The following is a 25,264-nucleotide window of genomic DNA, read 5'->3' on the forward strand; positions in this document are numbered from 1 at the left end:
TCTCAGGGCGCGGGGCGCTTTATCGTCGCCTCGGCAAGGATGACGGAGAACCGGCCTTCCGCATCGGTCCAGCGGGCGACGGGCGTCCAGTGCCCGGCCAGCAACAGGGTATTGGCGCTGCGCACGTCGAACTTGTGGCTGTTTTCGGTGTGGATCGTCTCGCCCGCCTGCATGGCAAAGGTCTGGCCCGCCACGGCGAATTCGACGTCGGCATCGGCAACGGCGTGCATCTCGATGCGGGCGAAAGTGTCGTTCCAGCGCGCCTCGTGGTGGAATTTATCCACCGGGATGGTGCCGTCCAGTTCGCGGTTGATACGGCGCAGCAGGTTGAGGTTGAACTCCGCAGTCACGCCTGCCGCATCGTCGTATGCCGCTTCCAGCACCTTGCGGTCCTTGATCAGGTCCATGCCGATCAGCAGCTTGGCCCTGTCGCTCAGCGTCTCGCGCATGGAGCGCAGCAGGTCCACTGCCGTGCGCGGCACCATGTTGCCGATGGTGGAGCCGGGGAAGAAGCCGAGCTTGGGCATGTCAGCCACTTCGGCGGGAAGCTCCACCTTCTTCGTGAAGTCGGCCTCCACCGGATGGACCGGCAGGCCGGGAAACTTGGCGGACAGGTCGGCTGCCGCAGCGCGCAGGAAATCGCCTGCGATGTCGAGCGGTACGTAAGCGCCCGGCTCTATCGCCTTCAGCAGCAGCGGCGTCTTGACCGAGGAACCTGAGCCGAATTCCACGACAGCGCGGCCCGCCCCGATGGCTTCGGCGAATTCCTCGCCACGGTTTTCCAGGATCTCGGTCTCCGCCCGCGTGGGATAGTACTCGGGGACTTGCGTGATGTCCTCGAACAACTGCGATCCGGCATCGTCATAGAGCCAGCGCGCGGGAATGGCCTTCTGCTCCTGCGCGAGGCCCGCCAGCACGTCGGCGCGGAAGGCACGGTCGATCCCCTGCTCGTCCAGGTCGACGAGCTGGATTCCCTGAGAGTTCGCCATTTAGAGGTCCTTTGCCAGCCGCAGGCCGGTGAATTGCCAGCGTTGCTGGGGGTAGAAGAAATTTCGATAACTCGCCCGCGAGTGGCCGCGCACGGTGACGCAACTGGCGCCTTTCAGCACCCACTGCCCGGCCATGAACTTGCCGTTGTACTCACCCACCGCGCCTTCGGCGGGCTTGAAGCGCGGATAGGGCAGGTAGCCGGAACGGGTGAACTGCCATACGTCGCCGAACAATTCGCCCGTGCCCACCGGCAGCGGCGGCGCGGCGGTATCGAGCTGGTTGCCCGCAGCGGCATCGAAACGCTGGTCCGTCTCCGGCGCGTCCTGCCCGCGGGCCACGGCTTCCCACTCGAACTCGGTCGGCAGGCGGCATCCCGCCCACGAAGCGAAGGCATCGGCCTCGTAATAGGAAATGTGCGACACCGGCGCATCGGGATCGCGCTCCTGCCACCCGGCATGGGTGAAATGCTCGCCCTCACGCCAGTAGAGCGGCGCGGAAATGTTGCAACGATCGAGCCAGGCCCAGGCATCTGACAGCCACAGGCGATGGTCCTTATAGCCGCCGTCGGCGATGAACTGCGCCCATTCGCCGTTTGTGACGAGGCGGCGCGACAGCGCGAAGGGTTCCAGCAGCACGCGGTGCGCGGGGCCTTCATTGTCGAAGGCGAAACCATCGGACTGGTGGCCCACGCGGGCAATCCCGCCGGGATGCTCGATCCAGCCGTCCTGCTGCGCGGGCCGCGCCTTGGGCTGCCTGTCCCAGATCGCGGGGCCGAGCGGGTTCCTGGAAAAGGCGTGCTTGATATCGGTCAGCAGCAATTCGATGTGCTGCTGTTCGTGCGCGATGCCCAGCTCGATCAGGTCCGTGCAACGCTCGTCCGCCATCAGCGGCTGCATCGCCTCGTTCACATGGGCCCGCCATTCGAGCACCTGCGACAGCGTGGGCCGCGTCACCAGGCCGCGGTTGCCGCGCATGATCCGCTCGCCCTCGGCCTCGTAATAGGAATTGAACAGGAAGGGCCACCGCTCGTCGAACAGGCGATAACCCGGCACGTGATCGCGCAGCAGGAAGGTTTCCCAGAACCACGTGGTGTGCGCGGCATGCCACTTCGCAGGCGAGGCATCTTCCATCGACTGGATGGTGGCATCGGCCTCGCTCAATGGTTCGAGCAAGCCCTCCATCACGGCGCGCGTGGCGGCGAAACGGTCTGCCAGAGAGGAAGGCCGGTCAAAAATCTGGCGGGTACTGGTCTGAGACAAGGCCCTCTCCCGGAAGACGATCTGTGAACGTCCTACGAACGAATGGCCTATCGGGTTTCCGATTAAAACCCCTGTTCCGAACAAAATATCCCGAAAGCGAGACGTCAGGCGGCGCGCTGGACCCGGTTGCGCCCGGAGCCTTTGGCTTCGTAAAGCGCCGCATCGGCGCGGGCGAGAAGGCTTTCGCAATCGTCTCCGGGGCGGAAATAGGCCAGTCCCACGCTGATCGTCACGCTGGGCAGGCGGGTGCCGGTAAAGCCCTGCTCGACCGCCTGCCGCAGGCGTTCTGCCAGCAGCCGCGCCGCGCTTTCCTGCGTGCCCGCGATCAGCCACACGAATTCCTCGCCGCCGATGCGCCCCACCACGTCACCCTTGCGCGATTGCGCGCGGGCGATCTCGGCGACCCGCTGGATCACCTCGTCGCCCACCTGGTGGCCGTAGGTGTCGTTCACCGACTTGAAGTAGTCGATATCGAACAGCATCGCGCTCAGGGGGCTGCCGCAGTTCTCTGCAACCAGGGACATGCTGTCGAGCTTTGAAAAGGTGCAACGCCTGTTGGGCAGTCCGGTCAGCGGATCTGTGTTGGCCAGTTTCTGTGCCTCGGTAGCGAGCCGCATGGCCCGGCTGCGGGCGGTATCGAGGGCTTCCTCCCGGCGCACCTGCTCGGTCACGTCCATCGCCACACCGAACACCGCGGTGCGTTTGCCGCGTTGATCGAATTCGTTCAGCATCGTCATGCGCAGCACCCGCTCCAGCTCGTTCGTCGGCCTGATGCGATAGGTGAAGGTGTAGGTGCCCAGCGTCTCCTTGTTCCTGGCAATCTGGCCGAAAACCTCGCTGCCACCGTCGGGCAGGCGATGGCGCAGGTCGCCGGGATCGGGCGCGAGGGAGCGCGGCAGGCCATTCATTTCCAGCATCTTGGGCGACCAGTCCTGTTCTCCCGTCACCAGATCGAGGCGCCAACGCCCGATGGAAGCGGTTTCTTCCGCAAGGTCGAACAAGGTGAGGCTTTCGCGCATCTCCCGGTTGCGGGCGATCAGCTCGCGCTGCAACTGCTGGCGTTTCATCAGGGCGGCGGCGATCGGAAGGGCGGTTGCGAGCATGGTCAGCATCCAGGTCTGGAACACCAGCGTGGCCTCCCCTGCGCCCACGCCGAGGTGGGGCATCGGCGAGCCCGCAAAGATACTGAGCGCCGTGGCGCACACGGCGTAGACCAGCACGACCAGCAGGCTGGCCACCTGTCCATAGCGCACGGCAATCATCACCATGGCCGCCACCAGCAGCGGCATCAGCGTGACCTGCGAGATTTGCAGGGCGAGCATGGCCAGCCCCGCGCAGGCGAGCAGCAGCGGGTAGAGCGAAGGCTCGACGCCCGAACGCGCAACATCGTTTCCGCGCGCAGTCAGCTTGCGCACCAGGTTTAGCAGGATCGGGGAGAAGATGATGACGGCATGGACATTCGCCATGAACCACCACGAGAATTCCCCGACGGTCTGCTCTGCGCGGAACGGAATGGCGATCAGCGCGCCGGCAAGGCATCCCGCGATGGCCGCCGCGAAGGCTCCGCCCAGTTGCCGGAACTTGCGCGGCACCTGGCTGCGCCCGCCCAGCGCCATGGTGCTGAGGCTGGCGATGATGGCGGACTGCACGACGCTGGAAATGGAATAGACGATCGCTTCGGCCAGCGGGATGCCCGCGCTCCAGATCGTGGCGGCCTGTATCGGCAGCATGGCCAGCGCCAGCACGGCCCAGTGCCTTTTCCGCACCACGTAGAAAGCGGCGACCGCCACGCCCGAAGGCACCCAGACGAGGATCACCCCGCCCAAGGCATCGCGCAAGGCAAGGCAGCCGAGCGCCGTCAGCGACCAGATCACCCCTGCCAGAACAGGTTCGCGCAATGCGCGCCAGACATGCACCTTTGGCTGCTCCCCATGCATAGCGATGGGGATGCCTTAGGGTTCAGGAGTAAGCGGACGCGCCACGACCGGATAGGGATAACACCCTATCCGGGAACGTTATTCCGCCGCTTCGCGCGCTTCGCCTAGTTCCAGGTTGATCATCTCTGCCAGCAGGAACGACAGTTCCAGCGACTGCGCGGCATTGAGGCGCGGGTCGCAGTGCGTGTGGTAGCGATCGGCCAGTCCCTCGTCGGTGATGGCAACGGCCCCGCCGGTGCACTCGGTCACGTCCTGCCCGGTCATTTCCACGTGGATGCCGCCGGCATGGGTGCCTTCCGCGCGGTGCACGGCGAAAAAGCCGCGCACTTCGGACAGGATGCGGTCGAACGGGCGGGTCTTGTAACCGCTGTCGGACTTGATGACGTTGCCGTGCATCGGGTCGCAGCTCCACACCACCGGCTGCCCCTCGCGCTCGATCGCGCGCACCAGCGGCGGCAGGCCCTCTTCCACCTTGCCCGCGCCGAAGCGGCTGATGAGCGTGATGCGCCCCGGCTCGCGCGCCGGGTTCAGCACGTCGAGCATCTTCAGCAGCGCGTCCGGCTCCAGCGAGGGGCCACACTTCACGCCGATCGGATTGTTCACGCCGCGCAGGAATTCCACGTGGGCGGAATCGATGAAGCGGGTGCGATCGCCGATCCACAGCATGTGGGCGGAGGTGTCGTACCAGTCGCCGGTGAGCGAGTCCTTGCGGGTCATCGCCTGCTCGTAGGGCAGCAGCAGCGCCTCGTGGCTGGTGTAGAACGTCGCGGTCTTGAGCGACTGCTGCTCCTCAATATCGATGCCGCATGCCTCGATGAAATCGAGCGCCTCGCCGATGCGGTCCGCGATCTGCTTGAACTCGCTGGTCCAGGCGCTGCGATCCATGAAATCCAGCGTCCACTGGTGCACCTGCCGCAGGTTGGCATAGCCGCCCCCGGCAAAGGCGCGAAGCAGGTTCAGCGTGGCGGCAGCCTGCGAATAGGCACGCAACATCCGCTGCGGATCGTTGCGGCGCGATTCGGGGCTGAAGTCGATGCCGTTCACATTGTCACCGAAGTAGCTCGGCAGCGTCATGTCGCCCTGCGTCTCGGTGTCACTGCTGCGCGGCTTGGCGAACTGCCCGGCCATGCGGCCCACTTTCACCACCGGCATCTTGCTGGCGAAAGTCAGCACGGCGGCCATCTGCAGGATCACGCGGAAGGTATCGCGGATATTGTTGGGCGAGAATTCGGCGAAGCTTTCCGCACAGTCGCCGCCCTGCACCAGGAAGGCCTGGCCCGCAGCCACCTGCGCGAGGTCGGCCTTCAAATTGCGCGCCTCGCCAGCAAATACCAGCGGCGGAAACCCTGCCAGCGTGCGCTCGGCCTCGGCCAGCGCGTCCGCGTCTTCGTACTTGGGCAGGTGCTTCGCGGTGAAACGGTCCTGCTTCCAGCTCTCGGGTGTCCAGTTCTGTGCCACGTATTCTACTCGTCCATGCGCGCCCGCTCCCCGCCGGGCGATCAGTTTCCATTTTGCTGGGGAGACACGGCTCCTACAGCCCGGTTCCGCAGGGCGCAAAGGTTACTTGAGAAACGGACGCGGGCCAAGCGAGCGGGTTCAGCGCCCGGATGTCATCTGCCCGGCGCCTGCGCCCGCACCCTCTGGCAACACCGAAATCCGCAAGCCCGGCCGCGCGACGAGGTATCGCTGCGCCAGCGCCTGCATCTCTTCCGGCGTGGCGTTGGAATAGTCGCTGTAGAGCGATTGCAGGTAGATCGCGCGGTTCGGGTCGAAGGCCGCGCCTTCCAGCTGGTTCAGCCAGAAGGTGTGGCCGGTACTGGCGCGCTCGATACGCTGCCGGATCGGCTCCACCACGCGGGCAAGCTCGTCCGGTGTCGGGCCGTTCTCGGCAAGGTCGGCAACGATGGTCTCGGCCTCGTCATAAAATGCGGGCACCAGCGCGGGATCGATCTGCGCGAGGGCGAACACCAGTCCGCCGCTCTGCGTGTCCAGCGGCCAGCTGGAGGTGACGAAGGGCGCATAGGCCGCGCCTGCCCGCTCGCGCAGGTTATCCATCAGGCGGTTGGAGAAGACTTGCGAGAGCAGGTCCAGCTTGCGGCTCTGCACCAGCCCGCCGGACCCGCCCGCCGTGGGCCAGGCGATGACAGCGGCGGCCTGATCGGGGTCGCCCTCGTGCGTCAGGCGCACCGGCCCTGCCCCCAGCTCGGGGAATTCGAGCGGGCGATTGGCCACTTCGGGCGCCAGCGGCATGCGCGGATCGAGCGCCCCGAACGTGCGCGACAGGGCCTGGATGGTTTCCTCGCGGTTGATATCGCCGAAGACGGCGACTTCCACCGGACCTTGCGAGAGCAGGCGTGACCACGTGCGACGGAAACCTTCCGCCGTTGCATCCTCGATCAAGTCCGGCCCCGGCGTAACGAAACGCGGATCGCGGTCGCGCAGCAGCCAGTCGAGATCGCGGTTGAGCACGCCGTTGGGATCACGGCTGTAGGATTCGTAGCCCAGCAGCGCACTGGCCTTGGCCCGCTCGAAGGGAGCAGGATCCCAGCCGGGCATCTGCAGTTTGGCCGCGAACAGGTAAAGCTGGTTGGCGAGGTCTTCCTGCCGGGTCAGCCCCTCGAACACGAAGGCGCCGTCCTCGATGCGGAAATCGAAGCCCAGCTTGCTGCCTGCCGCCGCGCGGTCGAGGTCGTTCTGGTCCAGCGGGCCGACGCCGGAATTCACCAGCGCGCTGGGCGCGAGGTGGGCATAGGCCGCCTCGTCTTTCTCGAACCCGCGCCAGCCAGCACCGAAGCGGACCCGCACGGTGACGCGGCCCGGCTCGTTGTTGCGGCTGAACAGCAGGGCGCGAACGCCGTTCTCGAATTCCAGCCGCTCCACGTCCAGCACGCCCAGCGGTTCGCGCAGCGATGGCAGCGCGGGATCGCCGATCGGCGGCAGGTCGGCAAAATCGATGGGTTCCGCATCGTCCCGGCCACCGGCCAGTGCCACGGCGGGCGATTGCAGCGCGGCGCGCAGTTCCTGCTCGTTCGCGTCCATGGGATCGGGGGTGAGCATGATCGCGCGGATCACCTCGCCATCGAACAATGCCTGCGTCGCTTCCTGCACCTGCGCGGGCGTGAAGCGTTCGCTGATGGAGCGGAAGACCTCGAGGAAGGTCTCGGGACTCGCCACGGCCTCGCGAATGTCTACGGCCTGCGTGATCTGGTCCGCCAGTTGCGATCCGGCCTGGATGCGCGATTGCTCCACCATGTCCACGAAAGCCACATCGAACAGGGCCACGGCCTGGTCGATCTCCGCCTGGCTGGGCGGCTGCGCCAGGGCATCGGCAATCACCCCGCGCACGTCCGCCAGCGCGGACTCCCAGTTCTCTCCAGACGGCGTGACCGACACGAAAGTACCGTCGACCGTGCGGCTCACCTTTTCGCGGCCCACGGAGGCGGCAAGGTAGCTGCCACCGGCCCGCGCGCGGTTTTCCAGCCGCCGGTTCACCACGGCGGCGGCGACCTGCATCAGCAGGTTGCGGCGGTTGTATTCGAGGTTGTCGATCACCTGCACCCACGGGCGCATGACGGCGAAGGTCAGCGTGCGGGTCTGGCCGGGTTCGACAACGATGTTCACTTCCCCCACGGGATTGTCCGGGTCGGCACCGGGAGGCGCGACGGGATCGCCAAAATCGGGAGCCGGTGCGGGCTCGCCCGGCACGTCCCAGTCGGCGAAGTGCTTCTCCACCATCGCGGCCAGCACCTGCACGTCAGCATCGCCGACGAGGACGACGGTGGCATTTTCGGGCCGGTACCAGCGCTGGTGAAAGGCCTGCACGGCCTCTGCCGTTGCGCCTTCCAGCGTTTCGACCGTGCCGATGGGGCTGCGGCTGGCAAGGCGCTGGCCCGAGAACAGCGTGGCGGTGACGGCTTCCTGCACGCGGCGGGCCGGGCCTGCACGTTCTCGCCGCTCGGACAGGACGATGGGTACGTCCGTCGCCACGTTCTGCGCCGATAGCGTCGGCTGCGTCACCATGCCGGTGAACAGGCGCACGGCATCGTCCATGCTGGATCGCGTGGCATTGGGCAGGTCCAGCTTGTAGACCGTCTGCGTCGGGCTGGTGGTGGCGTTGGTATCGTTGCCCAGCGCCGCGCCCTGCCGCTGGAAATGCGGGATCGCCTCGCCGGGGCCGAAATAGACCGACTCGCGGAACACGAGGTGCTCCACCAGGTGGGCAAAGCCGCGCTCTTCCTCGCGCTCGTGGATGGAGCCCGCATCGATCGCGACGCGCAGGGACATCTGGCACGGCGGCACGCCGTTCTGGCGCACGGCATAGCGCACACCATTGGGCAGTTCGCCGAACAGCCACTGCGTATCGATGGGGATATCGGTGCCGCGATAGATCCACGGATCGTCCGGCTCTGCATATCGGGGCGCATCTTCCGCCGTGGCGGTGATGGTGCAACTGGCCTGATACTGCGCCAGCGCAGGGGCCGGTGCGAGAAGAGCGAGCGGAAGAAGGGCGCCTGCGATGCGCGAGAGTAAGGTCATGCTGCCCCTTAGGCCATGAAGCGATGAAGCAAGGGTGAATAGGTGGTCTTTAAACCATGACGGAAAGCCTTGCGACACCTGCATGGTTCCCGCTCTTGCGAGCGCCTTGCCCCGCGCCTACATCGACACCCATGTTCATCGAGACCGAAACCACGCCCAACCCCTCCACCCTGAAGTTCCTTCCGGGGCAGCAGGTGATGCCTTCGGGCACCCGCGATTTCGCCACGCCGGAGGAGGCCGAGGCCAGCCCGCTGGCGCAGGCGCTGTTCGATACCGGCGAAGTGACCGGCGTGTTCTTCGGCAGCGATTTCGTCTCCGTCACCGCTGCGCCGGGCGTCGCCTGGGCGGACCTGAAGCCGCAGGTGGTGGCCGTGCTGCTCGATCATTTCGTATCGCAGGCCCCGCTGTTCACCGGCGGCGATGCCAGCGGCATTTCCGTGCCGCCCGAAGCCGACGAGGCCGACCTTGGCGATGACGAGGGGACCGAGGATATCGTGGCCCAGATCAAGGAACTGATCGAGACCCGCGTTCGCCCCGCCGTGGCCAACGACGGCGGCGACATCCGCTATCGCGGGTTCCGCTCCGGCGTCGTCTACCTTGCCATGCAGGGAGCCTGTTCCGGCTGCCCCAGTTCCACCGCCACGCTGAAGCACGGAATCGAGGGGCTGCTGAAGCATTACGTGCCGGAAGTGCAGGAAGTCCGCGCAGCCTGATCGAAAAAACGCGTTTGAACGATTGCGGGGGTTCGGCGTTGGGGTCGTGAAACCAATTCACCGGAGATTTCCCCGCACATGACCGATACGCTATCCGACGCCGACCTCGACCTGATCTTCCGCGAAGCGCGCAGCATGAACGGCTGGCTCGACAAGGAAGTGACCGACGAGCAGATCCATGCGATCTACGAATTGCTGAAGATGGGGCCGACGTCTGCCAACCAGCAGTCCGGCCGCTTCGTGTGGTGCAAGTCGAAGGAATCGAAGGAACGCCTCGCGCAGCACGCGATGGAAGGCAACAAGGAGAAAATCCTCACCGCCCCCGTCTGCGTGATCATCGGTTACGACCTCGACTTCCACGAGCAACTGCCCTGGCTGTTCCCGCATACCGATGCGAAAAGCTGGTTCGAAGGCGACGAGGAAGGCCGCCGCGAACAAGCCTTCCGCAACTCCGCGCTGCAAGGTGCCTACCTGATGATCGCGGCGCGCTCGCTCGGTCTCGACTGCGGGCCGATGTCCGGCTTCGACCAGGACGCGACGACCAGGGAATTCTTCGCCGACCAGCCGCGTTACCGTGCCGACTGGCTCTGCTCTATCGGGTATGGAGACCGCACGACGATCTTCGATCGCAGCCCGCGCCCGGATTTTGACCGCTTCAACCAATTGATCTGATCGCCAACGCCCCCTAACCGGGGCGCGTGAGAACGCTTGCGATTGAATGTGCGACGGAGGCTTGCTCGGCGGCCCTGTTCGATGATGCGAAGCTGGTCGATGGCCGGTGCGAGACCATCGGGCGCGGCCATGCCGAGCGGCTGGTGCCGATGATAGCCGAACTGCCGGACAAGGGCCGCGCGGACCATATCCTCGTCTCGCTCGGCCCCGGCAGTTTTACAGGCGTGCGCATCGGTCTTGCCGCTGCCCGCGCGCTGGGACTGGCATGGGGCGCGCCGGTGCTGGGCTATCCTACGCTGGAACTGGTGCGCGCCCGCAGCGGGCAAGCGCAACCGCGCGCCGTCACCGTGTGCATGAACGGCGGCCACGGCGAGTATTTCGTGCAGAACTTTGCCGCCGATGCGAGCGCCGAGGACCAGGTGCGCTCCCTGCCCCCGGCCGAGGCCGCCAACGCCGCGCGGCATCCGGTAATTGCCGGGAACCGGGCGCAGGAACTGGCGGACCTGCTTGGGGACGGCAGGTTGGCGCTCGACCTGTTGCCGGATGCCAATTACGCCCATCTCCTCGACGACGCGCGGCTGACGCCGGATTTGGCGCCCATCTATGGTCGCGGTCCCGACGCGAAGCTGCCGGAGAAGCGCCGGTGACGGACGCGCTCGATGCCATCATGGCCGTCATGGAAGGCGCCTTCGATCCACGCTTCGGAGAGGCGTGGACGCGGCGGCAGGTGGCGGATTCGCTGACGCTGCGCAATGTGTTCTTTACCCTGATCGATCCAGCAGGCGCGCAAGACGTCGATCCGGACCGCGTCACCGGCTTTGCCCTGACGCGGCAGGTACTGGATGAAGAGGAGATCCTGCTGATTGCCGTCCTGCCCCAGCATCGCGGCAAGGGCGTGGGCAAGCAATTGCTGCAGGAAGTTATAGATCGCGCGCGGAATCGCAGCGTTACGCGCGTTTTTCTTGAGATGCGCGACGGTAACCCTGCAGAGCACTTGTATCGCGGATTCGGCTTTGAGAAGATCGGTCACCGTGCTGGCTATTACCGCGGCGCTGTTGGCGGCCCGCTGGATGCCATTACTTTTGCGAAAGATATCTGAAGCAAAAGGCAAAGTAAGCGAAATGATAATTCGTTAAGCATTTCTCGAACGCTTTTTCCCGTATTTCTAACTCAAAGACCTTGTGAACGGCGCGCAATTCCGTAAATGCCGCCTTTCCTTCCCGCCAAGAGGAAGGGTCAATAACGGGTCCCAAAAATACCGAGGTACAAATGGAAACATCCGAAACCGGTGCCAACGAAATGCTGATCACGCTGACAGCAGACATCGTGACCGCCCACGTCGCCAACAACAATGTCGACGGGGAAACCCTGCCCGGCCTGATCGAGAGCGTTTACGGCGCTCTGTCGGGCCTCGGCACAGAAGAAACTGTCGAAGAACGTCCCGAGCCTGCCGTAACCGTGCGCGCCTCGGTGAAGAGCGATCATCTCGTGTGCCTGGAAGACGGCAAGAAGATGAAGATGCTCAAGCGCCACCTGATGACCGATCACGGCATGACGCCGGAAGAGTATCGCGAGCGCTGGAATTTGCCGGCCGACTACCCGATGGTCGCCCCCGACTATGCCGAGAAACGCCGCGAACTGGCGAAGAAGATCGGCCTCGGGCGCAAGCCCGGTCAGAAGCGCGGCCGCAAGAAGGCTGCCTAAGCGCCTGTAGATGGGCGAAGGCCCAAGCTTGAGTGAAACGCCCCGGGCCACTATGGCTACGGGGCGTTTTCATTTTTATGCGGGACCAGCCTTGCACCAGCAGATCGATCTTGAAGCCCTTTGCGCCGAACGTGGCCTGCGGATTACCGACCAGCGCCGGGTGATCGCAAAGGTCCTGTCGGAAAGCACCGACCATCCGGACGTGGAGAAGGTGCACGAACGCGCCAGCGCGGTCGATCCCAAGATTTCCATCGCCACCGTCTACCGCACCGTGCGCCTGTTCGAGGAGGCCGGCATCCTCGACCGTCACGATTTCGGCGATGGCCGCGCCCGTTACGAAGCCGCGCCCGAAGCGCACCACGATCACCTGATCGACGTGGAAACCGGCAAGGTCGTGGAATTCGTCGATCCCGAACTGGAAGCCCTGCAAAAGCAGATCGCCGAAAAACTGGGCTATCGCCTCGTGGACCACCGCATGGAACTCTACGGCGTGCGGATCGACCGCGAAGACAAGAACTGAGGCGCCGCGCCATGGCACCCGCTGTGGCTCCCGCTGCGCCCGCGATTTCCTCCCTCGGTTGGTTGCTGATCGGCTTTCGCCTTCTGCTGATGGTGGCGCTGCTCTGCGTGTGCGTGCCGCTGCACTACCTCTGGAAGCTGCTTGGCCTCGACCGGTTCTGGCCGCGCGTTTTCCTGGCCGGGATCGGCATTGTTGCGGGGCTGGATCTCAAACGCCACGGCCAGCGACAGCGCGGCGCGCTGCTGCTTTCCAACCATGTCAGCTGGCTGGATATCCCCGCGCTCTCCCACGCCGCCAACAGCGCCTTCATTGCGCACGACGGGCTGGCGCAGTTCGGCCTGCTCAAATGGCTGTGCGACATGAACGAGACGGTTTTCATCGCCCGGCACAAGCGTTCCGACGTCGGCAACCAGGCGGAGCAGATCCGGCTGGCGATGGACCACGGCGGCACGCTCACGCTGTTCCCTGAGGGCACGACCAGCGACGGCACCGGGATCATCCCTTTCAAGTCCAGCCTGCTCGGCGCGCTGGAGCCCTTGCCGGAAGGCGCGGTCGTGCAGCCGGTCGCCCTCGTCTACGAGGACGTGCCGGAAGTGAGCTGGGTCGGCGAAGAGCCGGGGCTCGACAACTTCAAGCGCATCCTCGCCCGCCTTCGCCCGGTGCGGCTGGACGTGCACTTCCTGCCGCCCGTCAGCGGCGAGGACCTGACGAACCGCAAGACCATCACCGCCGCCGCGCAGGCGGCCATCGGCGGGGTGGTCCGTTAGCGGCAGCGATTGAATGGCGGCCCGCTTTCGCCTAAGAGCGCGCCCATCATGAAATCCACCAGTTCCCCCAGGACCTACAGGGTCAAGAGCTTCGGCTGCCAGATGAACGTCTACGATGGCGAGCGCATGGCCGAATTGCTGGAAGCCAAGGGCATCACGCCCGCATCCGAGGGTGAAGCGGCGGACCTCGTGGTGCTCAACACCTGCCACATTCGCGAGAAGGCGACCGAGAAGGTCTATTCCGACATCGGCCGGCTGGTGAAAAGCGGCGCGGAGGCGGGCAAGGAGCCGATGATCGCGGTGGCAGGCTGCGTGGCGCAGGCCGAGGGTGAGGAGATCATGAAGCGCGCACCTGCCGTCGGCATGGTGGTCGGCCCGCAGGCCTATCACCGTCTGGGCGACATGCTGGACCGCGCCGTGAAGGGCGAACGCTCCACCGATACGGACATGCCGGAGGATGCGAAGTTCGCTGCCCTGCCCAAACGCCGCAAGGTGTCCCCCACCGCCTTTCTGACGGTGCAGGAAGGGTGCGACAAGTTCTGCACCTATTGCGTGGTGCCCTATACCCGCGGCGCGGAAATCTCCCGTCCTTATAGCGAGCTGGTGGACGAGGCTGCAAAACTGGTTGATGCAGGCGCGCGGGAAATCACGCTGCTGGGCCAGAACGTCAATGCCTGGAGCGGTGAGGATGCCAAGGGCCACACGCTCGGCCTCGACGGGCTGATCCGCGAACTGGCGAAACTGCCGGATCTGAAGCGTATCCGCTACACCACCAGCCACCCCAACGACGTGACCGAGGGCCTGATCGCCGCGCACGGCGAGGTGGAGAAGCTGATGCCCTACCTGCACCTGCCGGTGCAGAGCGGCAGCGACCGGGTGCTGAAAGCAATGAACCGCTCGCACACTGCCGAAAGCTATCTCAAGCTGCTCGAACGCTTCCGCGCTGCGCGGCCCGATATCGCGCTGTCGGGTGATTTCATCGTTGGCTTCCCCGGCGAGACCGAGGCGGAATTCGAGGAAACGCTGAACATCGTCGATGCCGTTGGTTACGCCCAGGCCTTCAGTTTCAAGTATTCGCCCCGCCCCGGCACGCCTGCCGCCGGCATGGAAAACCATGTGGCGAAGGAAGTGATGGACGAGCGCCTGCAACGCCTGCAGGCACACCTCGGGCGCGACCAGTATGCCTTCAACAAGGCCAGCGTCGGCAAGACCTGCGACGTCCTGATCGAGCGCAAGGGCCGCCGGCCGGGCCAGTGGCTGGGCAAGTCCCCCTGGCTGCAATCGGTGTTCTTCGACAGCGAATTGCAGATCGGCGACACCGTGCGGGCAGAACTGGTCCACGCCGGGCCGAGCTCGCTGCAAGGCCGCCTGCTGGAGCGTGTGGCCGCATAGCGGCGCGCTCTACCTATTCCCCGTCGAACACGTTCCTGCGATAGGCCCGCGATGCTGCGCGCGACAGCGCCGCGTCCCCGGCGTTGCGGCCGGTGCTGTAGAGTGCCTGCAGGTAAGCGAGGTCAAACTGGGTCAACTCGGCGGGCGCCCTTTCTGGATCGGAGAAGAGCGAGAGGATCGTGTCGAGAGGCTCGTCTCCCTCAATAGGCGCATCGTCGACGGAGGCGAACATGCGCATCGAGGCGTAGTCGGCGACCTGCTCGGTCTGCAATCCGAGGATCGCATCGTATTCCAGCAGCACCATGCCGCGTGCGATCACCGCCTGTGTCGGGGGTCGGAAACGCGTAGCATAGGTGTCGGCTGTGATCGGAGCGCCTGTCCCGGCCTCGGTTTCTGACGGGTTGGAGTTGCCGACTTCAAGGTCCAGACCAACATCGATTTCCCGCCCTGATGCAAGGGTTTCCTCGATTACGTGCCAGGCCCGCGCCGACCGGCCTGCGCCAAAGATCGCGCTCGATCTCGTATTCGCGCAGGGAATCGAACAGCCACGGCTTTTCCTCGCGCAGCAAGGAAACGGCAGCTTCACTGTCCTCCACCACGCCGATGACGATGTTGGGCTCGCAGCCATCCTCGCCTACCTGCAGCCCCACGCGCTCGGCATTCGCCCGGACGCGGGCCACCAGCGCGACCGCATTCTCCCGCGGGAGGCCGTAGACGAGGACGCAGACAGGGCTCTGGAACCGCGGCATCTGCTCGCCGAAACGCCGGTCCCGCGTCACCTCCCGGCTGAGGTCGCGAACCGCACGCTCGGCTTCTTCCTCGGTTGTTCCGCGAACGATAATGGAATTGTCATCAGGATCATCCTGCGCTGCCGCTACTCCGCTGCCGGCTGCGTACAGCAGGGCCAAAATCGCGAGAGGCAGGCACATCGAATGCGAGACGCGTACCATACGGGTGCTCGAGCGACTTTTCATGAGCCCACGACTAGCACTGCAATCGCGCTGGTGACAATCTCCTTGATTTTCAATGCTTCACGCAATCAGGAGCGTTTCGGAAGCTGCCCAGTCATTCCCCCGACGCGGCCTCGGCCTCCAGCGCGATCATCTCCGGCTCCTCGGCAAGCAGAACTTCGCCTGTCTGATCGGTCAATTCCGCCGGCGGGACCGTGGGGTTTGACGGGTAGGCATCGCCGTCGAACTTCAGCAGTGCCATGCCTGCCTCGGCCCCTCCGCCGCCGACCGATACCAGCAGGTCCTGCCAGCCGTTGCTGGCCGTTTGGGCGACGGCGACGGGCGTGCGCGAGACGCTGATGTTCGCCACTTCGCGCCACATCGGGCCCGCCGGCGCCAGCACCAGCGTGTTGCACCCGCCGGTCCCGCAGAAATAGCGGCTGGCGAGATAGACAATCGCTTCATCGGCACCGTCGCCATCGAGATCGTGCAGGGCGTAGGCGAATTGCCCCGGTGCCACATCGGGATAGTTCTGGAGGAGATAGCGCCGGATGTCTTCCTGCGCCGAAGGCTGGCCGCCGGGCGCAGTATCGGCCACCTCTACGGTGTAAGTCTCTGCCGGCGCGGGTGCCTCTTCGCTGGCCGAACAGGCCGAAACGGTTATGGCACCCAGAACTGCGAACGCTTGAAGACCTTTCATCACGACTCTCCCCTGATGGTGGGTAAGAAACTGCCGCAAGTGAAGGCGTCCTTGCAAGACCGGCTGCTTCTGCGCGGAGGTCGGTGGACCCGGTCAATATGACAGCTGGGCGACTTTCCACCGTCATCTTGCCCCGTCCGGCTTGCCTCAACGCGGGCGAAGCCTATCTTCGCAGGTAGCCAATCGAAAGGAATCGCCAAGACCCGCATGGCCCGCAAACCTCCCCGTGACGCCGGCGACAATGCCGCCACGATCGCCCATCCCGAGGAACGACGCGATGCGTCAAGGCGAGCAAGGGTGGAGGTTTCTTTCGACGACCAGACCACGCTTGGCGCGCTGTTCGGGGAATTCGACGCCAACCTCGTCCAGATCGAGAACCGCCTCGGTGTCTATATCGCCGCACGCGGGGACACGGTTTCCATCGAAGGGACGGAAGACGACGTCGCCCGCGCACGCGACGTGCTCATCAAGCTGCACGAGAAGCTGCTGACCGGCGAGGACATCGACGCAGGCGCGATCGACGCGCTCATCACCATGGCGGACGAGCCGCTGCTGGACGGCATCGTGACGGGCAAGGCCAAGGGCCCGCCGATCATGATCCGCACCCGCAAGAAGACGATAACCCCGCGCAGCAACACGCAGGCCGATTACATGCGGCAGCTCAACAGCCGCGACATCATCTTCGCGCTTGGCCCCGCGGGCACCGGCAAGACCTACCTTGCCGTGGCGCAGGCCATCAGTCAGCTCATCACCGGCAGCGTGCAGCGCCTGATCCTCTCGCGCCCAGCCGTGGAAGCGGGCGAGAAGCTGGGCTTCCTTCCCGGCGACATGAAGGACAAGGTCGATCCTTACCTGCGCCCGCTTTACGATGCGCTCTACGATTGCATGCCGCCCGAACAGGTGGACCGCCGCATCGCATCGGGCGAGATCGAGATCGCGCCCATCGCTTTCATGCGCGGGCGCACGCTGGCCGATGCCTTCGTAATTCTGGACGAAGCGCAGAACACCACCCGCGAGCAGATGAAGATGTTCCTCACCCGTTTCGGCCAGAACAGCCGCATGGTGATCTGCGGCGATCCCAGGCAGGTGGACATTCCCGGCGGCGACCGCATGAGCGGACTTGCCGATGCGGTGCAGCGCGTGGAAGGGCTGGAAGGCATCGGCGTGACCCGCTTCACCGCTGCCGACGTGGTGCGGCACCCGATCGTGGGACGCATCGTGGAAGCTTACGAAGGCCCTGCCGAAGGGCGCGGACACGCCGACTAGTCCCTTGGAACTCGAAATCGACATCGAAGACTGGCCCGAGCACGACTGGGAAGATCTTGCCGAGCGCGTTGCCGGGGCGGCGCAGCAGGTCGCCCCGGAACTCGCCAATCCCCGCCTCGTCACCAGCCTGCTGTTTACCAGCGACGCGCGGGTGCACGAACTCAATCGCGAATGGCGCCAGCGCGACAAGCCCACCAACGTGCTGAGCTTTCCCATGCTGGAGCGCAGCGACCTCGTTCACCTCGACCCCGAGGATGGCCCGCCAGAAATGCTGGGTGACATCGCTCTCGCCCACGAGACCTGCGAGCGCGAGGCCGAGGCAAAGGGCATTGATCTGGAGACGCACGCCGCGCACCTGATCCTGCACGGCCTGCTCCATCTTGCCGGTCACGATCACGAGATTTCGGACGCGGACGCCGACAAAATGGAGCAACTGGAAGTGAAGGCGCTTGCACTTTTGGGGATAGCAGACCCATATAGCGCGGCCACATCCTGAACGGAGAAAGTAACAGGGCAATGCCCGATAGTGACAGACCTGACGATTCCCAAAACGGAGAATCGGAGAGTAGCAGCCCCTCAGGTACTGGGGGCGGCTTATGGAACGCGATCCGCGGACTGTTTGAAGAACAGGGCGACACCAGCCTGCGCGCGCAGCTGGAAGAGGCCATCGACGAGCACGAGGACGAGGCCGCCAACGGCGGCGAGCAGCCTTCGAAGGGGGACCTGTCCTCCGTCGAGCTGACGATGCTGCGCAACCTGCTGCATTTCAGCGAGCACGATGCCGACGACGTGGCGATCCCTCGCAAGGAGATCATCGCGGTGGAAGCCACCGTGCCGTGGGACGACATGGTCGCCCTGTTTGCCGAACACGGCATATCGCGCATGCCCGTCTATCGCGACCAGCTGGACGACGTGATCGGCATGATGCACCTGAAGGACGTGTTCGCCGTTCTCGCCAGCGGCAAGACCCCGCCGCCGGACTGGACCACGATGATGCGCCAGCCGCTTTACGTGCCGCAGGCACGCGGCGCGCTGGACGTGCTGGCCGACATGCGCCAGCGCCGCGTCCATCTCGCGATCGTGGTGGACGAGTTTTCCGGCACCGACGGGATCATCACCATCGAGGACCTGGTCGAGGAAATCGTCGGCGAGATCGAGGATGAGCATGACGAAGCCCCGATCGAGCAGGTCGTGGCCGTCGACGAAGGCGTGTGGGATGCCGATGCCAGCGTGGAACTGGACGATGTTGCCGAGGTTGTCGGCGACCCGGCTCTTGCAGAGGTCGAGGAAGCCGTCGACACGCTGGGCGGTCTTGCCTTCGTGCTGGCGGAGGAAGTCCCCCAGCCCGGTACGATTCTCACCCACCCGAGCGGATGGCGCATAGAGGTGACGGCGGGGGACGAAACCCACGTCACTCGGCTGCGGCTCCACAGCCCCGACGGGGAACGCGAGACAGAAGAGGCCTGAAACGAGAGCGGGCGGCCAAGTCCTTTACGCTGCACAGTTTTTGGGTGCAGTGCGGCAAAAAGCTGCCCGTCCTGCAATTTCGGTCTCGACAGGGGCCGGTTTTCACTCGACATTGTGCACATGCGTCGTCTTCCGCCCCTGCGCGCCCTCGAGGCCTTCATTCGCGTGGTGCGGCTGGGTTCGGCACGCTCGGCGGCCACCGAACTGGGCCTCAGCCCGTCGGCCCTGTCGCGGCGGATCAGCAATCTGGAAAGCTTTACAGGGCGCAAGCTGTTCTCCCGTTCCGGGCAGACCATGCGGCTGACCGACGAGGGGCGCGCGTTCTACGATGCCGTGGCGCCGCACCTGGAATCACTGGCGGCCGCGGTGGAAACGCAGAGCGAGAACCTGCAACTGATGCGCCTGCGCCTTGGCGTAATGCCGCTGTTCGGCACGCAGCGGCTGTTCCCGCGGCTAATCGAACTGCGCAAGGCACATCCCCGCCTGCACCTCGATATCGACACCGGCCCGCACCTGATCGACCGCGTCGGCGACACGCTGGACGCGGCCATAACCCTGACCCATCGGCCCGATCCCTCGCTCTATTCCGTGCAGCTAGATCAGAACACGGTTCACGCCATTGCCAGTGCCCAGCTGGCGGAGGAGATGGGCGAGAACCCCGGGATCGACGTGCTGTCCAAGCAGACCTTCCTGCTCCATACCGACATGGTGATGAGCTTCGATGCGTGGAAAGCGGCACTGGGTCTGGAAAAGCTGCAACCTGCCGCCATCGACCATTACGATTCGGGACAGATCATTCTGGAGGCCGCAGCGCAGGGCATGGGCATCGCCATGATGCACGACGATCACCTCAACCGCATCAACGACCCGCGACTGGCGCGTATCTACGACAAGCAGATCGAAAGCCCCTATTCGTACTGGTTCGTCTGTCGTCAGGCCGACCTAGCAGCGCGACCGGTGCGTATCTTCCACGACTGGATCGTCAACGCAGGTTTGTAATCTGGCCTCTAGCCTAGATCAGCGAAATCGGGCATCGTCGGGCAAAGTCAACGAGGGAGGACTGTCCGATGAAACTTGCAACCCTGCTTGCCGCCACTGCCGCCGTAACGCTTGCCACGCCTGCCGCTGCGCAGATGCGGGCGTTGAACGATCCGGTGGTGGCCCACCCCGATCCTGAAAGCCTGTTCACCAGCGACGACCCGGAACTGCACCGCAACAAGCAGGCCGCGCTGCACATCATGCGCGAACTGCTCCAGTGCAACCAGTGGGATCGCGCGGGCGAGTGGTTGACCGACCGTTATATCCAGCACAACCCCATGGCAGCCTCGGGCCTCGAAGGCGTGATCTATTACTTCACCGAAGTCGCCAAGGTGGAACGCATCGACGATTGCGGCGAGCTCACCAGCCCCATCGTGGACGTGGTGGCAGAGGACGACCTCGTCACGGTGCTGATCAAGCGCGAGATTCCCTACGGCGACGACCCGGAGGATACCTACACCACCACCTGGTTCGACACCTGGCGCTTCGTCGACGGCAAGGCCGACGTCCACTGGGACCCGGCCACCCTGCCGCCTGCCCAAACTCAATCGGCACCGCCGCAATCCGCCGCTCCCGCCTCGCCGGAACAGGAACTGGCCGACCGCGCCGCGATCGAGGAGCTGATGTGGCGCTATGTCAGAGCGACGGACACGCTGGACGCCGACGCCTATGCCTCGGTGTTCACGCCTGACGGTTCGTTCAACAATGTGGAAGGCCGCGACGCGCTGCGCGGGATGATCGCATCGCTGGAAGAAGGCAATGCCGGGCGCTTCGCGCGCGGCGAGATGCCGGGAGCGGGCATGTACCACATAATGTCGAACCAGCGGATCGAGTTCGTCGATGCCGATCACGCCCGCGTCCACTACTACTGGCAGACGCTGTTCGGCGGCGGTGCCGGAGTGGAACCAGCGCCGCGTGTGGCCGCCGTGGGCCGCGGCGTGGACGACGTGGTGCGCGTGGACGGCGAGTGGCTGATCCGCAGCCGCAACGTGGTGCCGACGGAGGGCTGATCGCCCCACCGCCACCTCACCACATAAAGAAAGGGGCGCCGCAGCGGGCGCCCCTTTTCACATCAGGCGACGGTGGCCTTGACGATCTTGCCCGGGTTGGCGGGCGGTTCGCCGGTCGGCAGCGCGTCGACATGCTCCATGCCGCTCTCGACCTCGCCCCAGACGGTGTACTGGTTGTCGAGGAAGCGGGCATCGTCGAACACGATGAAGAACTGCGAGTTGGCGCTGTTGGGGTCCATCGTGCGGGCCATCGAGCACACGCCGCGCACGTGCGGCACGTTGCTGAATTCCTGCTTCAGGTCGGGCTTGTCCGAACCGCTCATGCCGGTGCCGGTGGGATCGCCGCCCTGCGCCATGAAGCCGGGGATCACGCGGTGGAACACCACGCCGTCATAGAAGCCTTCCTTCGCCAGCTCGGTGATGCGGGCCACGTGGTTGGGCGCAACGTCGCTGCGCAGCTTGATGACGACATCGCCGCCCTTCCCGTCTCCGCAATCGAGGGTGAAAGTCAGTTTCTCATCGGCCATTTACGTATCTCCTGTGATAGGGTTGCCCGCCGCCTAGATGATCGCGCGGGGAAAGTCACCCACGCCCTGCAAGGCCCGCCTTGCTTTTACGGCCATTGTGCATAGACCCCGCAGACATGGCCGAAACCGATCTCCACGAACATGACGCAGAGGCAGCCCAGCAGGGCGAAGGCGAGCAGTTCGACGAGGAGAACCGGCTGAAGCCGGAATTCGTCCGGCAGGTTCGCGAAAGCCTGAACGACGATAACGAGGAGAGCACCTACGACCTCGTAGAACCGCTCCACCCCGCCGACATCGCCGACCTGTTCGAGCTGCTGGAGCGCGAGGATCGCCGCGAACTGGCCGCCGCCATCACCGACCTGATGAGCAGCGAGGTGGTGGCGGAGCTGAACGACTACGTCCGCGAGGACATGCTGGAAGACCTGCCGCCCGAAGCGGTGGCGGAGATCGTCGGCCAGCTCGACACCGACGATGCCGTCCAGCTGATCGAGGATCTCGACGAGGGCGACCAGCGCGCCATCCTCGCCGAAGTGGAGGCGGAGGACCGCGCGGTCATCGAGACCGCCCTCGCCTACCCGGAAGAAACCGCCGGCCGCCTGATGCAGCGCGAGCTGATCGCGGTGCCCGATTCCATGACGGTGGGCGACCTCATTGATTACCTGCGCAGCGAGGAGAACCTGACCACCGAGTTCTGGGAAGTCTTCGTGGTCGATCACCGCTTCCATCCGCTCGGCACCTGCCAGCTTTCGTGGATCCTGCGCACGCCGCGCTCCGTGAAGATCACCGACGTGATGAAGCGTGACCAGACGCTGATCCCTGTCGGCATGGACCAGGAAGAGGTGGCCCTGCGCTTCCAGAAATACGCGCTGATCTCCGCCGCCGTGGTGGACGAGAACGGGCGGCTCGTGGGCCAGCTGACGGTCGACGATATCGTCCACATCATTTCCGAGGAAGCGGGCGAGGACGCCCTGCTGATGAGCGGCGCGGGCGAAGGCGACATCAACGAACCGCTGCGCGATGCCTATTCCGCGCGTGTGCGCTGGCTTGTGGCGAACCTCGGCACTGCGGTGGTGGCGAGCGCGATCATCGCGTGGTTCGGCGCGGCGATCGAGCAACTGGTGGCGCTGGCCGTGCTGATGCCGATCGTCGCGAGCATCGGCGGCAATGCGGGCACGCAGACCATGGCCGTAACCGTGCGCGCCATCGCCATGAACCAGCTGACCAAGTCGAACACACGCAGGCTCGTGCTGCGAGAGCTGAAAGTCGCGCTGATGAACGGCGCGACCATCGCGGTGCTGATCGGGCTTGCGACGGCGGCAATCTTCACCCCGCAACTGGGCGGCGTGATTGCTGCAGCCATGGTCATCAACATCATCGTATCGGGCATGGCAGGCGTACTGGTGCCCGTCGCGTTCGAACGGCTGGACCAGGACCCGGCCGTGGCCTCCAGTGTGTTCGTGACGATGATCACCGATTCGATGGGCTTCTTCGCCTTCCTCGGCCTGGCCGTCGCCAGTGGTCTCGTCTCCATGTAGAATGGACTATCCGAGGTATTTCGGAACATGGGTCCGACCCATCCATTCGAATCCTGGTGCGACTCTGCACTTTCAACCCCGACACCATCATGGCGAACAGGGAAATCCACATGGCGAACAAGCACCTGGACCGAGTTTACCAGGCATCCGGCAATTCCGAAATGCGCGAGATCTACGACGAATGGGCCGAGCAGTACGACGACGATGTCGTCGGCAACGGCTACCTGACGCCCAAGCGGCTGGCGGAAACGCTGGCCCGCTTCGTAGCCGAGCGCGACACCCCCATCCTCGACTATGGCTGCGGCACGGGTCTCTCGGGCGAAGCCCTCGCCGATGCCGGTTTCACGGCAATCGATGGGGCGGACCTTTCGGCAGGGATGCTGGAACGGGCCCGCGAGAGGAATGTCTATCGCAAGCTGCAGCACGTCGATCCCGACAAGCCCCTAGACGCGCAGCTTGGCGACTACCGCGTCTTCACTGCCGTCGGCGTCATCAGCAAGGGCGCGGCCCCGTCCTTCGTCTACGACGACTTGCTGGGGCTGATGAAGCCCGGCGCGCTGCTGGCCTTCTCGCTCAACGACCTGAGCCTGGAAGACCCGGACTATTCCCGTCTGGTGCCGGACAGTGTCGAGGCCGGAAAGGTAAAGGTGCTTTCCGAAGAACACGGACCGCACCTGGCCAAGTACGGCGACAACAGCGGCTCCACCATCGTGGTTCTCGAACGACTCGGTTAGCATTACGGCGTAACGGCTTTGTCATTCAGGCAAGCCGTTAAGTATAAATGCTTTCTGTCCTTCAGGGGCGACTTGGCCCAGTCAGGAACCTGTCGCAATCCGGTTGATTATACTCACCGGACACCACCCGGATCATGCGAACTGTAACAGCGGTCGTATTCCCTAGTCGGAGACCGCTGCTTGTATTCTTTTGAGTCGCTTGATCGATTGGAGAACGTCTACCACCTGCTGGTATCCGCGACCCTCGCCGACACGCCGCCCGACCTCTTGGCAATCCTTGCGCTGCGCCAGCGTTTCGCCGTCGAGTTCGACACCCTGCTCCTCACACTTGGTGACGATCTGAACGCGCCCGCCCAGGGCACTCTGCATGATGAATTGCAGGGGCGCCTCGAAACGCTGCGGATCAGGCTCATGTCCTATACGCTGGCCTGGCAGCCGCGGCAGATCGAAGACGACCGCCAAGGCTATCGGCGGGCAGCGCAGGATACCGCGGACCTCGTGCGCCAGTTCATTGCCGAAACGCGCGAACAGCTGGAGCAGGCCGCGCGAAGCCGTCCTGCCTCAACGGAAGATCGCGCTACCGGCTAGCGAATGGCAACAGGGTTGATGATCGCCTGCACGCTGCCTTTCAGGCGCGGCGCGCCCAGCACGAAGAAGAACTCGTGCACGCCGTCTGCTGCCAGTTCGCGGGTATCGACCGTCTCGAGGATGTAGATGCCGTTCTCGGCAATCAGCATCGCGTGGACCGGAAGGACCCGGCCTTCGGGATCGGGTGCATTGGTTTCGCCGCCCGCCGAATCCGATCCCACGGCGACCACGCCCTGCTCCACCAGCCATGCCGCGGCATCGGCATTGATGCCGGGTGCCTGGTTGATGAACACGTCCGTCTCGTCGATCCGGTTCAGCCAGCCGGTGTGAATCAGCACCACGTCGCCTGCGCGAACGGTGACGCCCTGCGCCTCTGCCGCCGCCTGCACATCGGCTGCGCTGAACGAATCCATAGGCTCGTTCACGTCCACGCCCCTGTAGGCCGCCATGTCGATCATCACGCCGCGCGTGGCGATGGCAGGTATATTCTCGGCTCCGTAGCGCACCAGCCCGTCCTCGCGCATGATATCGGTGTTGGCGACGCCGTTGTAATGCACGCCGTCCAGCCCGATGTGGCCAAGCCCGTCGATCTGGGTGCCGATGCCGAGGTGGGTTTCCACCCGGTCATCGTGCCCTGTCACCTTGTTCGGTCCGTTCACGCCGAGGTCGAAGATTTCCATGGAATAGGTGCGATCGCCCCAGACCGGCGTTTCCGGCCCGCTGACCACGCCCAGCCGATAGACCTTGCCTTCGGTGACGAGGTCGGCCGCGTCGCGAACCATGGCGGTGGTGAGACCGGTAAGCGCGCCCGCGTCCGGATCGGTGTAAAGCTGCTCTGCCGTTTCCGTCGTTTCTCTATCGTCGGCCTGCGCAGTGCATGCGGCCAGCGCCATTGCCGCCGTGGCGGATACCAGTTTACGCATATCAATCCCCTCCCATTTTGCTTTTGCGCAGACTGC

General features: G+C 64.8%; 26 protein-coding genes. 16 read left to right on the top strand and 10 right to left on the bottom strand.

Annotated elements, in window-relative coordinates; translation table 11 throughout:
- Positions 1-2 precede the first annotated feature (2 nt).
- From egtD to ABFX23_RS06650, 5 genes are all read right to left on the bottom strand, one after another.
- Positions 3-989, bottom strand: coding sequence for an L-histidine N(alpha)-methyltransferase (gene egtD, locus ABFX23_RS06630; protein ID WP_346032300.1), 987 nt, complete (start codon positions 987-989; stop codon positions 3-5).
- The gene (gene egtB, locus ABFX23_RS06635) at positions 990-2,249 is read right to left on the bottom strand and encodes an ergothioneine biosynthesis protein EgtB (RefSeq protein ID WP_346032301.1); all 1,260 of its coding nucleotides are present in this window, start codon (positions 2,247-2,249) and stop codon (positions 990-992) included.
- A 104-nt stretch (positions 2,250-2,353) separates the two neighbouring features.
- Positions 2,354-4,147 (bottom strand): sensor domain-containing diguanylate cyclase, encoded by a 1,794-nt coding sequence (locus tag ABFX23_RS06640; protein WP_346032302.1) that lies wholly within the window; start codon positions 4,145-4,147, stop codon positions 2,354-2,356.
- 117 nt (positions 4,148-4,264) lie between these two features.
- Positions 4,265-5,644, bottom strand: coding sequence for a class II 3-deoxy-7-phosphoheptulonate synthase (locus tag ABFX23_RS06645; RefSeq protein ID WP_346032303.1), 1,380 nt, complete (start codon positions 5,642-5,644; stop codon positions 4,265-4,267).
- Positions 5,645-5,782: 138 nt separating this feature from the next.
- On the bottom strand, positions 5,783-8,722 hold the full coding sequence (locus tag ABFX23_RS06650; RefSeq protein WP_346032304.1) for a M16 family metallopeptidase: 2,940 nt from the start codon (positions 8,720-8,722) through the stop codon (positions 5,783-5,785).
- Positions 8,723-8,853: 131 nt separating this feature from the next.
- On the opposite strand from ABFX23_RS06650, the gene ABFX23_RS06655 reads away from it, so the two are divergent.
- The 8 genes from ABFX23_RS06655 to miaB all read left to right on the top strand — a co-directional run bounded on the left by ABFX23_RS06655 (position 8,854) and on the right by miaB (position 14,490).
- Complete coding sequence (locus tag ABFX23_RS06655) at positions 8,854-9,435, top strand: NifU family protein (protein ID WP_120078089.1); 582 nt, start codon at positions 8,854-8,856, stop codon at positions 9,433-9,435.
- 78 nt (positions 9,436-9,513) lie between these two features.
- Positions 9,514-10,107: a malonic semialdehyde reductase gene (locus ABFX23_RS06660; protein WP_346032305.1), complete on the top strand. Its 594-nt coding sequence runs from the start codon at positions 9,514-9,516 to the stop codon at positions 10,105-10,107.
- Positions 10,108-10,133: 26 nt separating this feature from the next.
- Positions 10,134-10,754 carry a tRNA (adenosine(37)-N6)-threonylcarbamoyltransferase complex dimerization subunit type 1 TsaB gene (gene tsaB, locus ABFX23_RS06665; protein ID WP_346032306.1) on the top strand — a complete coding sequence of 207 codons (621 nt, stop codon included), beginning with the start codon at positions 10,134-10,136 and terminating at the stop codon, positions 10,752-10,754.
- Positions 10,751-11,206: a GNAT family N-acetyltransferase gene (locus tag ABFX23_RS06670; protein WP_346032307.1), complete on the top strand. Its 456-nt coding sequence runs from the start codon at positions 10,751-10,753 to the stop codon at positions 11,204-11,206. Before tsaB ends, ABFX23_RS06670 begins: the two co-directional genes overlap by 4 nt.
- 170 nt (positions 11,207-11,376) lie before the next feature.
- Entirely contained in the window at positions 11,377-11,811 is a 435-nt protein-coding gene (locus ABFX23_RS06675) for a Ros/MucR family transcriptional regulator (protein WP_346032308.1), read from the top strand.
- A 91-nt stretch (positions 11,812-11,902) separates the two neighbouring features.
- Entirely contained in the window at positions 11,903-12,331 is a 429-nt protein-coding gene (locus tag ABFX23_RS06680) for a Fur family transcriptional regulator (protein WP_346032309.1), read from the top strand.
- 11 nt (positions 12,332-12,342) lie between these two features.
- The gene (locus ABFX23_RS06685) at positions 12,343-13,098 is read left to right on the top strand and encodes a lysophospholipid acyltransferase family protein (RefSeq protein ID WP_346032310.1); all 756 of its coding nucleotides are present in this window, start codon (positions 12,343-12,345) and stop codon (positions 13,096-13,098) included.
- A 48-nt stretch (positions 13,099-13,146) separates the two neighbouring features.
- On the top strand, positions 13,147-14,490 hold the full coding sequence (gene miaB, locus ABFX23_RS06690) for a tRNA (N6-isopentenyl adenosine(37)-C2)-methylthiotransferase MiaB (protein WP_346032311.1): 1,344 nt from the start codon (positions 13,147-13,149) through the stop codon (positions 14,488-14,490).
- 13 nt (positions 14,491-14,503) lie between these two features.
- Here the strand turns inward: miaB and ABFX23_RS06695 are convergent, their stop codons facing one another.
- From ABFX23_RS06695 to ABFX23_RS06705, 3 genes are all read right to left on the bottom strand, one after another.
- Positions 14,504-14,794 carry a hypothetical protein gene (locus ABFX23_RS06695; RefSeq protein WP_346032312.1) on the bottom strand — a complete coding sequence of 97 codons (291 nt, stop codon included), beginning with the start codon at positions 14,792-14,794 and terminating at the stop codon, positions 14,504-14,506.
- A 112-nt stretch (positions 14,795-14,906) separates the two neighbouring features.
- A complete protein-coding gene (locus tag ABFX23_RS06700) occupies positions 14,907-15,464 on the bottom strand; it encodes a hypothetical protein (protein WP_346032313.1) in 558 nt (185 codons plus the stop codon).
- Between the two features lie 91 nt (positions 15,465-15,555).
- Positions 15,556-16,140, bottom strand: a complete 585-nt coding sequence (locus ABFX23_RS06705) for a hypothetical protein (RefSeq protein ID WP_346032314.1) — start codon at positions 16,138-16,140, stop codon at positions 15,556-15,558.
- A gap of 207 nt (positions 16,141-16,347) precedes the next feature.
- On the opposite strand from ABFX23_RS06705, the gene ABFX23_RS06710 reads away from it, so the two are divergent.
- The 5 genes from ABFX23_RS06710 to ABFX23_RS06730 all read left to right on the top strand — a co-directional run bounded on the left by ABFX23_RS06710 (position 16,348) and on the right by ABFX23_RS06730 (position 20,921).
- Positions 16,348-17,406, top strand: coding sequence for a PhoH family protein (locus ABFX23_RS06710; protein WP_346032315.1), 1,059 nt, complete (start codon positions 16,348-16,350; stop codon positions 17,404-17,406).
- Positions 17,407-17,410: 4 nt separating this feature from the next.
- Positions 17,411-17,902, top strand: coding sequence for an rRNA maturation RNase YbeY (ybeY, locus tag ABFX23_RS06715; protein ID WP_346032316.1), 492 nt, complete (start codon positions 17,411-17,413; stop codon positions 17,900-17,902).
- Positions 17,903-17,922: 20 nt separating this feature from the next.
- Positions 17,923-18,873 carry a hemolysin family protein gene (locus ABFX23_RS06720; protein ID WP_346032317.1) on the top strand — a complete coding sequence of 317 codons (951 nt, stop codon included), beginning with the start codon at positions 17,923-17,925 and terminating at the stop codon, positions 18,871-18,873.
- Positions 18,874-18,993: 120 nt separating this feature from the next.
- On the top strand, positions 18,994-19,872 hold the full coding sequence (locus tag ABFX23_RS06725; RefSeq protein ID WP_346032318.1) for a LysR family transcriptional regulator: 879 nt from the start codon (positions 18,994-18,996) through the stop codon (positions 19,870-19,872).
- Positions 19,873-19,940: 68 nt separating this feature from the next.
- Positions 19,941-20,921, top strand: coding sequence for a nuclear transport factor 2 family protein (locus ABFX23_RS06730; protein ID WP_346032319.1), 981 nt, complete (start codon positions 19,941-19,943; stop codon positions 20,919-20,921).
- Between the two features lie 62 nt (positions 20,922-20,983).
- Here ABFX23_RS06730 and ABFX23_RS06735 read toward each other — a convergent pair whose 3' ends face one another.
- A complete protein-coding gene (locus ABFX23_RS06735; protein ID WP_120078076.1) occupies positions 20,984-21,448 on the bottom strand; it encodes a peptidylprolyl isomerase in 465 nt (154 codons plus the stop codon).
- A 116-nt stretch (positions 21,449-21,564) separates the two neighbouring features.
- Between ABFX23_RS06735 and mgtE the strand changes: the two genes are divergently transcribed.
- The 3 genes from mgtE to ABFX23_RS06750 all read left to right on the top strand — a co-directional run bounded on the left by mgtE (position 21,565) and on the right by ABFX23_RS06750 (position 24,305).
- A complete protein-coding gene (gene mgtE, locus ABFX23_RS06740) occupies positions 21,565-22,983 on the top strand; it encodes a magnesium transporter (RefSeq protein ID WP_346032320.1) in 1,419 nt (472 codons plus the stop codon).
- A 110-nt stretch (positions 22,984-23,093) separates the two neighbouring features.
- Complete coding sequence (locus ABFX23_RS06745; RefSeq protein ID WP_346032321.1) at positions 23,094-23,717, top strand: class I SAM-dependent DNA methyltransferase; 624 nt, start codon at positions 23,094-23,096, stop codon at positions 23,715-23,717.
- A 180-nt stretch (positions 23,718-23,897) separates the two neighbouring features.
- Positions 23,898-24,305: a hypothetical protein gene (locus ABFX23_RS06750; protein ID WP_346032322.1), complete on the top strand. Its 408-nt coding sequence runs from the start codon at positions 23,898-23,900 to the stop codon at positions 24,303-24,305.
- On the opposite strand, the gene ABFX23_RS06755 is transcribed toward ABFX23_RS06750, so the two are convergent.
- Complete coding sequence (locus tag ABFX23_RS06755) at positions 24,302-25,228, bottom strand: cyclase family protein (protein ID WP_346032323.1); 927 nt, start codon at positions 25,226-25,228, stop codon at positions 24,302-24,304. The genes ABFX23_RS06750 and ABFX23_RS06755 overlap by 4 nt on opposite strands.
- Positions 25,229-25,264: the final 36 nt, after the last annotated feature.

Origin of the sequence: Erythrobacter westpacificensis (genome assembly GCF_039542285.1) — a bacterium.
Classification (GTDB): Bacteria; Pseudomonadota; Alphaproteobacteria; order Sphingomonadales; family Sphingomonadaceae; genus Alteraurantiacibacter; species Alteraurantiacibacter westpacificensis.